This is a genomic window from Pseudomonas psychrophila, from assembly GCF_001043005.1.
GTDB classification, from domain to species: Bacteria; Pseudomonadota; Gammaproteobacteria; order Pseudomonadales; family Pseudomonadaceae; genus Aquipseudomonas; species Aquipseudomonas psychrophila.
In genome coordinates, this window is the sequence record NZ_JYKZ01000012.1 from 57,420 (window position 1) to 72,981 (window position 15,562).

Below are 15,562 nucleotides of genomic sequence, written 5' to 3' on the forward strand. Positions count from 1 at the left end.
AGAGCTAGGTTTGAAGCTCTGTTTATGCAACGTGATCCGTCTAAAGGAGTCATTTCATGTCCTCCCTCGATAGCCTGAATACCCTAGCCACATTAAAAGTCGACGATAAGACTTATCACTACTTCAGCCTCCCGCTCGCCGCCAAATCTTTGGGCGACCTGAGCAAGCTGCCAATGTCGCTCAAAGTGTTGCTGGAAAACCTGCTGCGCTGGGAGGACGGCAAAACCGTTACCGAGCCCGACCTCAAGGCACTGGCCGCATGGCTCAAGGAGCGGCGCAGTGACCGGGAAATCCAGTACCGCCCTGCCCGGGTGCTGATGCAAGACTTCACCGGTGTCCCGGCCGTAGTCGATCTGGCCGCCATGCGCGCCGCAATGGCCAAGGCGGGTGGCGATCCGCAGCGTATCAACCCGCTGTCCCCCGTGGACCTGGTCATTGACCACTCGGTGATGGTTGACCGGTTCGCCAGCGCCAGCGCCTTTGAGCAAAACGTCGACATCGAGATGGAACGCAACGGCGAACGGTATGCGTTTTTGCGCTGGGGGCAGAATGCCTTCGATAACTTCAGCGTCGTCCCGCCCGGCACCGGGATTTGCCATCAGGTAAACCTGGAGTATCTGGGTCGTACGGTCTGGACCAAAGACGAAGACGGCCGCACGTATGCCTTTCCAGACACGCTGGTAGGCACCGATTCCCATACAACGATGATCAATGGCCTCGGCGTATTAGGCTGGGGCGTGGGCGGGATCGAAGCTGAAGCTGCAATGCTCGGCCAGCCCGTGTCGATGCTGATCCCCGAAGTGGTGGGTTTCAAACTCAGCGGCAAACTCAAAGAAGGCATCACCGCTACGGACCTGGTACTGACCGTCACGCAAATGCTGCGCAGCAAGGGCGTTGTCGGCAAGTTCGTGGAGTTTTACGGTGATGGACTGGCGGATCTTCCTCTGGCGGACCGCGCCACCATTGCCAACATGGCCCCGGAATATGGCGCCACCTGCGGCTTTTTCCCAGTCGATGAAATCACCCTGGACTACCTGCGTTTGTCCGGGCGCCCAGAAGCCACCGTCAAATTGGTCGAGGCCTATTGCAAGACCCAGGGTTTGTGGCGCACAGCAGGTCAGGAACCGATATTCACCGAAACCCTGGCACTGGACATGAGCACTGTAGAAGCCAGTCTGGCCGGGCCAAAACGCCCGCAAGACCGGGTTTCGCTGCCCAATGTCGGCCAGGCCTTCGACGAGTTTCTCAGCCTGCAATTCAAACCCGCCAATAAAGAAGAAGGCCGCCTTGAAAGCGAGGGCGGTGGCGGTGTGGCCGTGGGCAATGCGGACTTGATCGGCGAAGCTGACTACAGCTTTGAGGGTCAAACCTATCGTCTGAAAAACGGCGCCGTGGTCATTGCAGCCATCACCTCGTGCACCAACACCTCGAACCCGAGTGTGATGATGGCCGCCGGATTGGTGGCCAAAAAGGCCGTCGAAAAAGGCCTGAAGAGCCAGCCCTGGGTTAAGACCTCATTGGCACCGGGTTCCAAGGTAGTGACCGATTACTACAAAGCCGCGGGCCTGACCCAGTACCTCGACCAACTGGGTTTCGCCCTGGTGGGTTATGGCTGCACGACCTGCATCGGCAACTCAGGGCCATTGCCCGAGCCCATAGAAAAGGCAATTACCCAATCCGATCTGACCGTGGCTTCGGTGCTGTCAGGCAACCGCAACTTTGAAGGGCGCGTACATCCATTGGTGAAAACCAACTGGCTGGCCTCCCCTCCGCTGGTGGTGGCGTATGCCCTGGCGGGTACCGTACGTATCGATATCAGTCGTGAGCCACTGGGTACAGGTAACGATGGCCAGCCGGTGTTCCTGCGCGATATCTGGCCCAGCCAGAAAGAAATCGCCGACGCCGTGGCCCAGGTCACGACCGGTATGTTCCACAAGGAATACGCCGAAGTGTTTGCCGGTGATGCCCAGTGGCAAGCCATCGAAGTGCCGCAAGCCGCGACTTATGTCTGGCAGGCTGATTCGACCTACATCCAGCATCCGCCGTTTTTCGACAACATCAGCGGACCTTTGCCGGTGATTGCTGACGTCAAGGCTGCGAATATTCTGGCACTGCTGGGCGATTCAGTGACCACCGACCACATCTCACCCGCCGGCAACATCAAGGCGGACAGCCCCGCCGGCCGTTACCTGCGTGATAAAGGCGTCGAGCCCCGTGACTTCAACTCCTATGGCTCTCGACGCGGCAACCACGAAGTCATGATGCGTGGCACCTTTGCCAATATCCGCATCCGCAACGAAATGCTCGGTGGCGAAGAAGGCGGCAATACGATCTACATTCCCACCGGCGAGAAAATGCCGATCTACGATGCGGCCATGCGTTATCAGGCATCCGGCACACCGCTGGTGGTGATTGCCGGTCAAGAATACGGTACCGGCTCCAGCCGTGACTGGGCGGCCAAAGGCACTAACCTGCTGGGGGTCAAAGCGGTGATTGCTGAAAGCTTTGAGCGTATCCACCGCTCGAACCTGGTCGGCATGGGCGTTCTACCTTTGCAGTTCAAGCTCGATCAGAACCGCAAGAGCCTGAACCTTACAGGCAAGGAGACCCTGGATATTCTGGGTCTGACCGGCGCCCAATTGCAGCCACGGATGAACGTGACGCTGGTGATCACCCGTGAGGATGGCAGCCAGGAAAAAGTCGATGTGCTCTGCAGGATCGACACGCTAAACGAAGTGGAATACTTCAAGGCAGGCGGGATTTTGCACTATGTATTGCGTCAGCTGATTGCCTCTTAGTCACACTTCAACCTTGTGGGAGCCTCCTCGCGATAGCATCACCGCGTTAATCCTGTGAAACGTATTGCATGCATCGCGAGCAGGCTCGCTCCCACAAGTGCCCGAATCGTTATACTGCCGCGCCCCGGACTGGATCCGGGGTGTTTTTTAACGATTCCAAGGATCTTCATGATTGTTCTGCCATGGCCTTATCTGGCACTTCTGACCCTCGGCTACGGACTTGCCCTGAGTTATGGGCAACTGGGTGTTCAAACCCTTATAGCCATTGGCCTACTGACCCTCAGCGGGCTCGCCGTTCTCCAACGCAAAAGCCATTACCTGCGCTATGCCGGACATGCACTGTTTGTAGTGCTGGCTGTGGCGCTGGCCCTGCATTGGCTACCCGGTTTTCATAACGGCCGCGCCATCAACCCGGCAAGGCTGACGCCGGATGCCGTGCCATTCTCGATGTACTTCAACCTGGACAAGCCGCTGATTGGTGTCTGGCTGCTGCTGGTGTGCCCATGGATCGCGCCCCGCTTTGCCTGGCGCGCATCCCTGGGCGCCACGTTGATGGGCCTGGCGCTGGCAGCCAGTATGGCGTTGGGCGGTGCAATGCTGCTGGGCATGATCACCTGGGCACCCAAATGGCCACATCAGGGCACCCTCTGGCTGCTGAATAATCTGCTGCTGGTGACACTGGTGGAAGAGGCTCTGTTTCGCGGTTATATCCAGGGCGGATTGAGCCGCAAACTGAAAATGCTGCCCTATGGCCAGACGGTAGCGCTGGTCGCCGCCTCGACCCTGTTTGGCCTGGCGCATGCGGCTGCCGGCTGGCAATGGATGTTGTTGGCGGGGCTGGCCGGGGTCGGCTATGGCCTGGCTTACCGCTTTGGCGGACTGGGCGCGGCAATTGCCACCCACTTTGGGCTCAATGTGCTGCATTTCGTGTTTTTTACTTACCCGATGCTCACGCCCTGACGGTCTGCATCAGCCGTGACGGGTTGTTCGCCGACAACCCGACACGTGAAATATAAATTAAACAATTTCTTGCCCATGCCGACAGCCTGTCAAAGTCTTGCGGATTGAAACGACATGCGTAACAACCAGCCCATCACTCAACGCGAACGCACATTCCCCGCGCAACAACGGTTGATCTCCACGACCGATGCCAAAGGCGTCATTTCCTATTGCAACGATGCTTTTGTCGAGATCAGCGGGTTTTCGCGTGAGGAGCTGATACGCGCACCGCACAATCTTGTGCGCCATCCCGACGTGCCGTCTGCCGTGTTCGAGCATATGTGGAGCACCCTGAAAAAGGGCGCGCCGTGGATGGGTATCGTCAAGAACCGCTGCAAAAATGGCGACCATTACTGGGTCAATGCGTATGTCACCCCGATCTTCGAGAACGAACGCGTGGTGGGCTACGAGTCGGTACGGATCAAACCGACCGCCGAACAGATCCGCCGTGCCGAAGGCCTGTACTCACGCCTCAACCGGGGCAAATCGGCCGTGCCGCAGCGTGACAAGTGGCTACCGGTGCTGCAGGACTGGCTGCCTTTTATTCTGGTCAGCCAGTTGAGCTTCATGATTGGTGCCCTGCTCAACTCCAGCTGGGGATTTGCCCTGGCAGCCGTGCTATCGATCCCGCTGGGATTGCTCGGCCTGAGCTGGCAACAGCGCGGGATCAAGCGCCTGTTGCGCCTGGCCGAACAAACCACGTCCGATCCGCTTATCGCCCAGATGTACACCGACAGCCGTGGCCCGCAAGCGCGTCTGGAAATGTCCATCCTGAGCCAGGAAGCACGCCTCAAAACCTGCCTGACCCGCCTGCAGGACACTGCCGAGCATTTGAGCGGGCAAGCCCGTCAATCCGACATCCTGGCGCACAAGAGCTCTGTCGGGCTGGAGCGCCAGCGTGTAGAAACAGAACAAGTGGCAACTGCGGTCAATCAAATGGCCGCGACCACTCAAGAAGTTGCCAGCCACGTGCAACGCACTGCGGACGCCACGCAGGAAGCCAACCGCCTGACCAGTCGCGGCCGAGATATTGCCGGTGAAACCCGCGAGGCCATTGAACGCTTGTCGGTGGTGGTAGGAGAAACCGGGGCCACGGTCACGCAACTGGCCAAGGACAGCGACGAGATCGGCGGCGTGGTTGATGTGATCAAGGGCATTGCCGACCAGACCAACCTGCTGGCCTTGAACGCTGCAATCGAAGCCGCGCGGGCGGGCGAAATGGGTCGCGGCTTTGCCGTGGTGGCTGACGAAGTGCGCCAATTGGCACAACGTACCAGCACATCAACCGGGCAGATTCACAGCCTGATTGCAAAGCTGCAACAGACTGCCGCCACTGCCGTGCAAACCATGAACGCCGGGCACCGTCAGGCTGAGGAAGGGGTGGCCCGCGTGCTGGAGGCGGACAAGGCCCTGGTGGGCATCAGCGAAGCGGTGGCCAATATCACCGACATGACTGCCCAGATCGCCGCCGCGACCGAAGAGCAAAGTGCAGTGGCTGAAGAAGTCAGCCGTAACATCAGCACCATTGCCGATCTCGCGGACCAGACCTCCGAGCAGGCGCAGCACTCGGCGCTGTTGAGCGAAGAACTGAGCCAGACCGTAAACAGCCAGTACTCGCTGGTAGCGCGGTTTAACCGCTGACCCTTGTGGGAGCGAGCCTGCTCGCTCCCACAAATCGTTCAAGGTTGCTGCAACCACCGCGCTATCTTGTCTGCCGCCGCATCCAGATGCTGCTCATGGGTCAACCCCGAAGCCTTTAATGGCTTCAGGTCGTGATCCCCCGACACGAGCCACGACACTTCAATACCCGGTGCCAGCGTGTAGGCCTCCACCGCCTCCCGGTTGCCCAGCGCATCACGCTCGCCCTGCACAATCAGAGTCGGCGTTTGCAGTTCAGCCAAGTGCGCCACACGCGGTTTTTCCGGTTTGCCTGCGGCATAAAACGGATAACCCAGGCACACCAGAGCGTGCGTCTCTAGCTCATCAGCAACCAGACTGGCCATGCGCCCGCCCATCGACTTGCCGCCGATGGCTAATTGCCCAGCGACATGCCGTCGCACCTCGGTAAATACCTCATGCCAGCATTCAAGCAATTTTGCCTGCTGATTGGGTGGCCTTTTACCACCATCTAGCCGTCGCTGAGCCATGTACGGGAACTCGAAGCGCAACACGCTCACCCCGCGTGCAGCAAGGCGCTCAGCCATGCCTGTCATCCAGGCACTGTCCATCGGAGCCCCCGCACCGTGGGCCAGAATCAGCGTCATGGATGAGGGGGTTGGCGCGCCATTCCACAGCCAGCCCCGCTGTTCCACGCACTTCAGCCATTGATCCCCGTCAATACCGTCCTTGCCTGCTACACCCATGCTTGCCTCGCTTTTAGTCTGCCTATAACTCCAGGCGTGCCTTTGTATTCGCCTGAACCGTGGATGGGGAACCATGAACACTTCTACAAGTACCGCCTACAACTACAAGGTGGTCCGCCAATTTGCCATTATGACGGTGGTTTGGGGCATCGTCGGTATGGGGCTCGGGGTATTTCTCGCCGCGCAGTTGGTCTGGCCAGAACTCAATTTCAATTTGCCTTGGACCAGTTTTGGGCGCCTGCGCCCTTTGCACACCAACGCGGTCATTTTTGCCTTCGGTGGCTGCGCCTTGTTCGCCGCCTCGTTCTACTCGGTGCAACGCACCTGCCAGGCCACGCTGTTCTCGCCCAAGATTGCGGCGTTTACCTTCTGGGGCTGGCAACTGGTGATTGTGCTCGCAGCCATCAGCCTGCCGCTGGGTTACACCAGCTCCAAGGAATACGCAGAGCTGGAGTGGCCGATCGACATTTTGATCACCATCGTATGGGTCGCTTACGCCATCGTGTTCTTCGGCACGATCATGAAGCGCAAGACCAAGCACATCTATGTAGGCAACTGGTTCTTCGGCGCGTTTATCGTGACCGTGGCCATTTTGCACATCGTTAACAATCTGGAAATCCCGGTCAGCTTCACGAAGTCCTACTCACTCTACGGTGGCGCCACTGACGCCATGGTGCAGTGGTGGTACGGACACAACGCCGTGGGCTTTTTCCTGACGGCGGGCTTTTTGGGGATGATGTACTACTTCGTGCCGAAACAGGCCGAACGTCCGATCTACTCCTATCGCCTGTCCATCGTGCACTTCTGGGCGCTGATCACCTTGTACATCTGGGCCGGCCCCCACCATTTGCACTACACCGCACTGCCGGACTGGGCTCAGTCGCTGGGCATGGTGATGTCGCTGATTCTGCTGGCGCCAAGCTGGGGCGGCATGATCAACGGCATGATGACGCTCTCGGGGGCCTGGCATAAGTTGCGCAGCGACCCGATCCTGCGCTTCCTCGTTGTGTCACTGGCGTTCTACGGCATGTCGACCTTTGAAGGACCGATGATGGCAATCAAGACCGTCAACGCCCTCTCCCACTACACCGACTGGACCATCGGTCACGTACACGCCGGCGCCCTGGGTTGGGTCGCGATGATTTCGATCGGTGCGCTGTATCACATGATCCCGAAAATCTTCGGCCGCCCACAGATGTACAGCCTGGGCCTGATTAACGCTCACTTCTGGCTGGCCACTATCGGCACCGTGCTCTATATCGCATCGATGTGGGTCAACGGCATCGCTCAAGGCCTGATGTGGCGCGCAGTCAACGAAGACGGAACGCTGACTTACTCCTTCGTCGAAACCTTGGTGGCCAGCCATCCGGGGTATGTCGTGCGACTGGTCGGTGGTGCGATCTTCTTCAGCGGCATGTTGCTGATGGCTTACAACACTTGGCGCACCGTGCGTAACGCCGAGCCCGCTGAAGTCGTAGCCGCCGCGCAGATGGCCTGAGGAGTTGGCAATGAAACACGAAGTCGTTGAAAAAAATATCGGCCTGATGCTGTTGCTGATGATTCTGTGTGTGAGTGTCGGCGGCCTGACGCAAATCGTCCCGCTGTTCTTTGAGGACGTGACCAACACCCCGGTGGAAGGCATGAAGCCGTACACCGCACTGCAACTGGAAGGTCGCGACATCTACATACGCGAAGGCTGCGTGCAGTGTCACTCGCAGATGATCCGTCCATTCCGTGCCGAGACCGAACGTTATGGTCACTACTCGGTTGCCGGTGAAAGCGTGTGGGATCACCCGTTCCTGTGGGGCTCCAAACGTACCGGGCCGGACCTGGCCCGCGTCGGAGGCCGTTACTCGGATGACTGGCACCGCGCGCATTTGTACAACCCGCGCAACGTCGTGCCCGAGTCGAAAATGCCAGCGTATCCATGGCTGGTGGAGGCTGCGGTAGACAGCAGCCATACCGAGAAAAAACTCGACGTGATGCGCACCCTGGGCGTGCCGTACACCGACGAAGACATCGCCAATGCCAAGCAGTCGGTACAAGGCAAAACGGAGATGGACGCGTTGGTGGCCTACCTGCAAGTGCTCGGCACTGCCATCAAGAGCAAGAGGTAAGTCATGGTCTTCGAGATGAGTAGTGGAATGATTCGCGGCTTGGGTACCGTGGTGGTGGCCGTGGCGTTTATCGGTCTGGCGTTGTGGGTGTTCAGCCCGCGACGCAAATCGGAGTTTGAAGACGCGACCTTACTGCCATTCAAGGACGATCCAGAGGCGATTCAACACGTCGAGCAAGAACAAGCGTCTAGGAGTAACAAAGCATGACCACCTTCTGGAGTCTCTATATATGCGTGCTGACCATTGGCACGCTGATCGGCCTGACCTGGCTATTGGTCAGTACGCGCAAGGGTGAAACCAAAAGCGATACCGTCGAGACCATGGGCCACAGCTTCGACGGCATTGAGGAGTACGACAACCCGCTGCCGCAATGGTGGTTCATGTTGTTCGTGGGCACGCTGGTGTTTGCGGTGGGATATTTGATTCTTTACCCGGGCCTGGGCAACTGGAAAGGCCTGCTGCCGGGCTATGAAAATGGCTGGACCGGCGTGCATGAGTGGGAAAAGGAAATGGACAAGGCTGACGCCCGTTTCGGACCGATCTTTGCCAAGTACGCCGCCATGCCCGTAGACCAAGTCGCACAAGACCCTGCTGCACTGAAAATGGGGGGGCGCCTGTTTGCCTCCAACTGTTCGGTGTGCCACGGCTCGGATGCCAAAGGTGCGTTCGGCTTCCCGAATCTGGCCGACAACACCTGGCGCTGGGGCGGCGATGCCGACACTATCAAGGCCACCATCATGGGCGGACGCATCGCTGCGATGCCGGCCTGGGGTGAGGTACTGGGTGAATCCGGGGTCAAAAACGTGGCCGCCTACGTACGTCACGATCTGGCCGGCCTGCCTTTGCCGCAGGACGCCACCCTGGATCTGGCGGCGGGCAAGCAAGCCTTCGATACCACCTGCGTGGCGTGTCACGGTGCAAACGGTAAAGGCATGCCAATGATGGGTGCGCCGGATCTGACACAACCTGCCGGCTTTATCTACGGCACCAGCCTGGCACAATTGCAGCAAACCATTCGCCACGGGCGTCAGGGTCATATGCCTGCGCAAAACGAGTTGCTGGGCAACGACAAGGTACAGCTGCTGGCGGCATACGTGTTCAGCTTGTCACATGGTAATCAAGAGGAAAAAACAGCCGAATAATTACCAGACATTTCCTGCCGCATCATTTTGGTGCGGCAGTTCCCGCCTCAAAGCGCGACCAAGTGTCGCACCTCTTTTTAGTCCGCCATTGCTCTCCCGCCATTCAGGACTAAGCTCTTGTCTTGCGTGTTCGGGATTTTCCCGGCGCTACGTCAAGTGAAATTAATCGGTAGGTTGAAGGGCACTGTTACGGGCCACACTAGTGGGTTTACAACGGCTGTCGTCCATTGCGAAGTTCGCCATGCTCTCGCCATGCCTTACCCCCAGTTGAACCTGCCCGCATCTCCCCCTTGGATTTTGCCCTCCGTGCGGCATTTTAGAGAGGTCCGTTTGACCTTACTCCCTGCATGGAAAGGCCGCAGAATAAGCCTTGGAAAGCATTGACCGGGGTCATGCTTCGTTGCAATACCCCTACGCTTTATACATACTTGCGACCGATTTTTATCCTAATAAAACACCTAAACCGTGGAACCTTAGAATGAGCACAGCAATCAGTCCGACTGCTTATAACTATAAGGTAGTCCGCCAGTTCGCCATCATGACGGTGGTCTGGGGGATCCTTGGCATGGGGCTCGGGGTTTTCATCGCGTCACAGCTTGTGTGGCCTGAATTGAACCTTGGCCTTGAATGGACGACCTTCGGCCGTCTGCGCCCCTTGCATACCAACCTTGTGATCTTTGCCTTTGGTGGCTGTGCATTGTTTGGCACCTCTTATTACGTCGTGCAGCGCACCTGCCAAACGCGGCTGATCTCTGACTCGCTGGCCGCGTTCTCCTTCTGGGGTTGGCAGGCCGTTATCATCGGCGCGATCATCACCTTGCCGCTGGGTTACACCACGAGCAAAGAATACGCAGAGCTGGAGTTGCCTCTGGCTATCCTGCTGGCAATCGTCTGGGTGGTGTACGCCATTGTGTTCTTCGGAACCATAACCAAGCGTAAAACCAAGCATATCTATGTCGGTAACTGGTTCTACGGTGCCTTCATTCTTGTGACTGCAATGCTGCACATCGTCAACCACGCATCCCTGCCGGTGAGCTTCTTCAAGTCCTACTCGGCATACGCCGGTGCGACTGACGCCATGATCCAGTGGTGGTACGGACACAACGCTGTAGGTTTCTTCCTGACTACTGGCTTCCTCGGCATGATGTACTACTTCGTGCCGAAACAGGCCGAGCGTCCGATCTACTCGTATCGCCTGTCCATCGTGCACTTCTGGGCGCTGATCACCCTCTACATCTGGGCAGGTCCGCACCACTTGCACTACACCGCCCTGCCGGACTGGGCCCAGTCGCTGGGTATGGCGATGTCGATCATTCTGCTGGCTCCAAGCTGGGGCGGCATGATCAACGGCATGATGACCCTGTCGGGCGCATGGCATAAATTGCGCACTGACCCGATCCTGCGATTCCTCGTTGTGTCCCTGGCCTTCTACGGCATGTCGACCTTCGAAGGCCCTATGATGGCAATCAAGACCGTCAATGCGCTTTCGCACTACACCGACTGGACCATCGGCCACGTTCACGCGGGTGCACTGGGTTGGGTTGCGATGATTTCGATCGGCGCCATGTACCACATGATCCCGAAAGTCTATGGCCAAAAGCAGATGTACAGCACCGGCCTGATCAACGTGCACTTCTGGCTCGCGACCATCGGTACCGTGCTTTACATCGCTTCGATGTGGGTCAACGGCATCACTCAGGGCCTGATGTGGCGTGCAATCAACGACGACGGCACGCTGACCTACTCGTTCGTCGAAGCGCTGCAAGCCAGTCACCCGGGCTTTATCGTTCGCGCCCTCGGCGGTGCCATTTTCGCCAGCGGTATGCTGTTCATGGCCTACAACGTGTTCCGCACCGTACGTGCGTCGAACCCGGCAGAAGCTGAAGCGGCGAGCAAGATCTCTGTAGTTGGAGCCCACTGATGAAGCACGAAACAATCGAGAAGAATATTGGCCTCATGGCCTTCTTCATGGTCATCGCCGTGAGCATTGGCGGCTTGACCCAAATCGTTCCGCTGTTCTTCCAGGAAGTGACCAACACTCCGGTTGAGGGCATGAAGCCTCGCCCCGCACTGGAACTGGAAGGCCGTGATATCTACATCGCCAACGGCTGTGTCGGCTGCCACTCGCAGATGATCCGTCCGTTCCGTGCCGAAACCGAACGTTACGGCCACTACTCGGTCGCCGGTGAAAGCGTGTGGGATCACCCGTTCCTGTGGGGTTCCAAGCGTACCGGCCCGGACCTGGCCCGTGTCGGCGGTCGTTACTCCGATGACTGGCAGCGAGCGCACTTGTACAACCCGCGCAACGTTGTGCCTGAGTCGATCATGCCCGCGTACCCGTTCCTCGTAGAGCGCAAGCTGGACGGCAAGGACACCGCGAGAAAAATGGAGGTCTTGCGCGACCTCGGCGTTCCTTACACCGACGAAGACATCGCCGGTGCCAAGGATGCCGTGAAGGGCAAAACTGAAATGGACGCACTGGTGGCTTACCTCCAGGGCTTGGGCACCATCATCAAAAGCAAACGGTGATCTGAATGGATATCGGGATGATTCGTGGCCTGGGCACTGTCGTCGTGATGGTGGCTTTTATCGGTTTGGCCTTGTGGGTATTCAGCCCGCGACGCAAGTCAGAATTTGACGACGCTACCTTGTTGCCGTTCAAGGATGATCCCGAAGCCATCAAGCACGTCGAGCAAGAGCAAGCTTCTAGGAGTAACAAAGAATGACTACGTTCTGGAGTCTGTACGTTACAGTCCTCACTCTGGGTACCATCTTCGCCTTGACCTGGCTGTTGCTGGCCACCCGCAAGGGCCAGCGCAGCGAGCAGACCGACGAGAAAGTCGGGCACGCTTATGACGGGATCGAAGAGTACGACAACCCAATGCCTAAATGGTGGTTCATGCTGTTTGTCGGCACCGTCATTTTCGCCCTCGGTTACCTCGTTCTGTACCCGGGCCTGGGTAATTGGAAAGGCCTGTTGCCGGGCTACCAGTACCTAGACACCAAAGAGCAAACCCAGTTTGCCAATGGCCAGACAGGCTGGACCGGCGTTCATGAGTGGGAAAAAGAAATGGCCAAATCGGACGCCAAGTTCGGCCCGATCTTCGCCAAATTCGCTGCCATGCCCATTGAAGAAGTAGCCAAGGATCCGCAAGCACTGAAAATGGGTGGCCGTCTGTTCGCATCCAACTGCTCGGTGTGCCACGGTTCTGACGCCAAGGGCGCCTATGGCTTCCCGAACCTGACCGACGCCGACTGGCGCTGGGGCGGTACGCCAGCTGACATCAAGACCACCATCATGGCCGGCCGTCACGCCGTCATGCCGGGCTGGTCCGAAGTGATTGGCGAGCAAGGCGTCAGCGACGTAGCTGCCTACGTACTGACCAACCTGGACGGCCGTAAATTGCCGGAAGGTGCAAAAGCCGACCCTGCCAAGGGCAAAGAGCTTTTCGCTACCAACTGTGCGGTTTGTCACGGTCCTCAAGGTAAAGGCAATCCGCTGATGGGCGCACCTGACCTGACCCATCCGGGGGCGTTCATCTACGGTTCGAGCTTCGCTCAACTGCAGCAGACCATCCGTTACGGCCGCCAGGGCCAGATGCCTGCACAGGCTGACCTGCAAGGGAACGACAAGGTTCACTTGCTGGCCGCCTACGTTTACAGCCTGTCCCATGGCGATGAAGCCAAGGCAGACGAATAACGCAGACGTCTGAACGCAGCAAAAAATGGCCCCGCCAACGAGAGTTGGCGGGGCCATTTTGTTTCAGGATCCGGCAAGCTGTTGCAGCGTCCGCCCAAAAGGTAGTAACGTTTCTACATTGTATTTTCAGGGGAGGAACAGCCCATGTCCATCACGACCATTTCAAGCCGCGATTTCAACCAAGACACAAGTGGTGCCAAAAAAGCAGCCCAGGCTGGGCCGGTTTACATCACCGATCGTGGTCGCCCCGCCCATGTACTGCTATGCATGGAAGAGTACCAACGACTGACCGGACTGAACGCCAGCATCGTCGACCTGCTCGTCATGCCAGAGCCAGCGGTCGAATTTGAACCCGAACGCGCAATCATCACCCCGCGCCCAGTGGACTTCTAATGTTCCTGCTCGATACCAACGTCATCTCTGAACTGCGCAAACCCCAGGCCAATCCCAACGTGGTGGCCTGGGCCAGCACTGTCCCAGCCTACAGACTGTACATCTCGGCGATTAGCCTGCTAGAAATCGAAACCGGCATCCTGCGCCTGGAGCGGCGTGACCCTACGCAAGCCGTACCGTTGCGCAACTGGCTGGACAACCATGTCATCCCTGCCTTTGCCGGGCGCGTACTGTCAGTCGACGGCAGCGTTGCCCGACGATGCGCCCGCCTCCACGTCCCTGACCGCAGCAATGAGAGCGATGCCCTGATCGCTGCCACGGCATTGGTTCATGACATGACTGTCGTCACCCGCAATACAAAGGACTTCGCCTTCAGCGGCGCCGCCCTGCTCAACCCTTGGGAGCTATGATTCAAGGCTGCGCGCAACTCACCTGCCGCCTTAAGTCAATTGATCTATGTCATGACTTGTTACAACTCCTATACCAACTTCTTCTTTTCCGGAACGCGACCAAAGGTCGCACCCTTGAGCTAGAGTCACAGGCGTATCATTACGTTACTGCAACACCTTCTGACCGCGGTCGGCATGTACTGACCGAGGCATTTTCCACTGCCGTGGGACGCACTAATGAGCAATCAGATTCCTGTACACGACGTCACTCCACCTGCCAAAAAAACCACTGAAAGCACCGATCTGTACGCAGCCCGGGAAAAAATTTACACCCGAGCCTTCACCGGTCTTTTCCGCAACCTGCGTATCGGCGGCGGAGCCCTGTTGTTTCTGCTGTATTTCGGAACGGTGTGGCTCAACTGGGGCGGTCACCAGGCGGTCTGGTGGAACCTTCCGGAGCGTAAATTTTTTATTTTTGGCGCCACGTTCTGGCCACAGGATTTCATCCTCCTGTCCGGGCTGTTGATCGTCGCCGCCTTTGGCCTGTTTTTTATTACCGTGTACGCCGGGCGCGTGTGGTGCGGCTACACCTGCCCGCAAAGCGTCTGGACCTGGGTGTTCATGTGGTGCGAAAAGGTCACTGAAGGTGATCGCAACCAACGCATCAAGCTCGACAAGGCGCCGATGAGCGCCAACAAGTTTCTGCGCAAGCTGAGTAAACACAGCCTGTGGCTGTTGATCGGCTTTGTCACCGGCATGACCTTTGTCGGTTACTTCTCGCCGATTCGTGAACTGGTCATCGACTTCTTCACCGGCCAGGCCGATGGCTGGGCGTACTTCTGGGTCGGCTTCTTCACCCTCGCCACCTACGGCAACGCAGGCTGGCTGCGTGAGCAAGTGTGTATTTACATGTGCCCGTACGCCCGTTTCCAGAGCGTGATGTTTGATAAAGACACCCTCATCGTGTCGTACGACCCGCGTCGCGGCGAAGTCCGTGGCCCGCGTAAAAAAGATGCGGACTACAAGGCTCAAGGCCTGGGCGACTGCATCGACTGCACCATGTGTGTGCAGGTATGCCCCACCGGGATTGATATTCGTGACGGCCTGCAGATCGAGTGCATCGGCTGCGCCGCGTGTATCGACGCCTGCGACAGCATCATGGACAAGATGAACTACCCGCGCGGCCTGATCAGCTACACCACCGAACACAACCTTTCGGGCCAGAAAACCCAAAAGCTGCGGCCGCGCCTGATTGGCTATGCCCTGGTGCTGCTGACCATGATGGGGCTGCTGGCTGCTGCATTCTTTACCCGCACACTGGTTGGTTTCGACGTCAGCAAAGACCGCGTGCTCTACCGCGAAAACGCTGAAGGCCGCATTGAAAACGTCTACAGCCTGAAGATCATGAACAAAGATCAGCAAGACCACACCTATGTGCTGGACGCCACCGGCCTGCCCGATCTCAAGCTGCAAGGCAAACGGGAAATCAAGGTCGCTGCAGGCGATATCGTCAGCCTGCCGGTGGAGTTGTCGATTGCCCCCGAGAAGCTACCGTCCAGCACCAACGAGGTGTTCTTTATCCTCAAGGATGCCGACAACAACGACATCAATGTTAAAGCCAAGAGCCGATTCATCGGCCCACAAATCAGATAAGAGAATTC

Annotated in this window: 15 protein-coding genes; 14 read left to right on the plus strand and 1 reads right to left on the minus strand. The window is 57.9% G+C overall.

The features are described from left to right. Positions 1–56: 56 nt before the first annotated feature. From acnA to TU76_RS20340, 3 genes are all read left to right on the plus strand, one after another. A complete protein-coding gene (gene acnA, locus TU76_RS20330) occupies positions 57–2,798 on the plus strand; it encodes an aconitate hydratase AcnA (protein WP_048352404.1) in 2,742 nt (913 codons plus the stop codon). Between the two features lie 168 nt (positions 2,799–2,966). Beyond that, positions 2,967–3,758: a CPBP family intramembrane glutamic endopeptidase gene (locus TU76_RS20335; RefSeq protein WP_019826663.1), complete on the plus strand. Its 792-nt coding sequence runs from the start codon at positions 2,967–2,969 to the stop codon at positions 3,756–3,758. A 114-nt stretch (positions 3,759–3,872) separates the two neighbouring features. Next, on the plus strand, positions 3,873–5,438 hold the full coding sequence (locus TU76_RS20340) for a methyl-accepting chemotaxis protein (RefSeq protein ID WP_046809932.1): 1,566 nt from the start codon (positions 3,873–3,875) through the stop codon (positions 5,436–5,438). A 38-nt stretch (positions 5,439–5,476) separates the two neighbouring features. Here TU76_RS20340 and TU76_RS20345 read toward each other — a convergent pair whose 3' ends face one another. Next, positions 5,477–6,160 (minus strand): alpha/beta family hydrolase, encoded by a 684-nt coding sequence (locus TU76_RS20345; RefSeq protein ID WP_019826666.1) that lies wholly within the window; start codon positions 6,158–6,160, stop codon positions 5,477–5,479. 73 nt (positions 6,161–6,233) lie between these two features. Between TU76_RS20345 and ccoN (TU76_RS20350) the strand changes: the two genes are divergently transcribed. The 11 genes from ccoN (TU76_RS20350) to ccoG all read left to right on the plus strand — a co-directional run bounded on the left by ccoN (TU76_RS20350) (position 6,234) and on the right by ccoG (position 15,554). Continuing rightward, positions 6,234–7,658, plus strand: a complete 1,425-nt coding sequence (gene ccoN, locus TU76_RS20350; protein ID WP_019826669.1) for a cytochrome-c oxidase, cbb3-type subunit I — start codon at positions 6,234–6,236, stop codon at positions 7,656–7,658. A gap of 10 nt (positions 7,659–7,668) precedes the next feature. Beyond that, positions 7,669–8,277 (plus strand): cytochrome-c oxidase, cbb3-type subunit II, encoded by a 609-nt coding sequence (gene ccoO, locus TU76_RS20355; protein WP_019826671.1) that lies wholly within the window; start codon positions 7,669–7,671, stop codon positions 8,275–8,277. A gap of 15 nt (positions 8,278–8,292) precedes the next feature. Continuing rightward, the gene (locus TU76_RS20360) at positions 8,293–8,484 is read left to right on the plus strand and encodes a cbb3-type cytochrome oxidase subunit 3 (RefSeq protein WP_019826673.1); all 192 of its coding nucleotides are present in this window, start codon (positions 8,293–8,295) and stop codon (positions 8,482–8,484) included. Further along, entirely contained in the window at positions 8,481–9,419 is a 939-nt protein-coding gene (ccoP, locus tag TU76_RS20365) for a cytochrome-c oxidase, cbb3-type subunit III (protein ID WP_048352405.1), read from the plus strand. The genes TU76_RS20360 and ccoP (TU76_RS20365) overlap by 4 nt, the downstream gene beginning before the upstream one ends. A 478-nt stretch (positions 9,420–9,897) precedes the next feature. Continuing rightward, complete coding sequence (gene ccoN, locus TU76_RS20370; RefSeq protein ID WP_019826676.1) at positions 9,898–11,340, plus strand: cytochrome-c oxidase, cbb3-type subunit I; 1,443 nt, start codon at positions 9,898–9,900, stop codon at positions 11,338–11,340. Further along, complete coding sequence (ccoO, locus tag TU76_RS20375) at positions 11,340–11,948, plus strand: cytochrome-c oxidase, cbb3-type subunit II (RefSeq protein ID WP_019826678.1); 609 nt, start codon at positions 11,340–11,342, stop codon at positions 11,946–11,948. The genes ccoN (TU76_RS20370) and ccoO (TU76_RS20375) overlap by 1 nt, the downstream gene beginning before the upstream one ends. A 5-nt stretch (positions 11,949–11,953) precedes the next feature. Beyond that, positions 11,954–12,145, plus strand: a complete 192-nt coding sequence (locus tag TU76_RS20380; RefSeq protein ID WP_003447209.1) for a CcoQ/FixQ family Cbb3-type cytochrome c oxidase assembly chaperone — start codon at positions 11,954–11,956, stop codon at positions 12,143–12,145. Further along, a complete protein-coding gene (gene ccoP / locus TU76_RS20385) occupies positions 12,142–13,119 on the plus strand; it encodes a cytochrome-c oxidase, cbb3-type subunit III (protein ID WP_019826684.1) in 978 nt (325 codons plus the stop codon). The genes TU76_RS20380 and ccoP (TU76_RS20385) overlap by 4 nt, the downstream gene beginning before the upstream one ends. 144 nt (positions 13,120–13,263) lie before the next feature. Next, on the plus strand, positions 13,264–13,512 hold the full coding sequence (locus tag TU76_RS20390; RefSeq protein ID WP_048352406.1) for a type II toxin-antitoxin system Phd/YefM family antitoxin: 249 nt from the start codon (positions 13,264–13,266) through the stop codon (positions 13,510–13,512). Beyond that, positions 13,512–13,922 carry a type II toxin-antitoxin system VapC family toxin gene (locus TU76_RS20395; protein WP_019826688.1) on the plus strand — a complete coding sequence of 137 codons (411 nt, stop codon included), beginning with the start codon at positions 13,512–13,514 and terminating at the stop codon, positions 13,920–13,922. The genes TU76_RS20390 and TU76_RS20395 overlap by 1 nt, the downstream gene beginning before the upstream one ends. A 216-nt stretch (positions 13,923–14,138) precedes the next feature. After that, a complete protein-coding gene (gene ccoG / locus TU76_RS20400) occupies positions 14,139–15,554 on the plus strand; it encodes a cytochrome c oxidase accessory protein CcoG (RefSeq protein WP_019826691.1) in 1,416 nt (471 codons plus the stop codon). Positions 15,555–15,562: the final 8 nt, after the last annotated feature.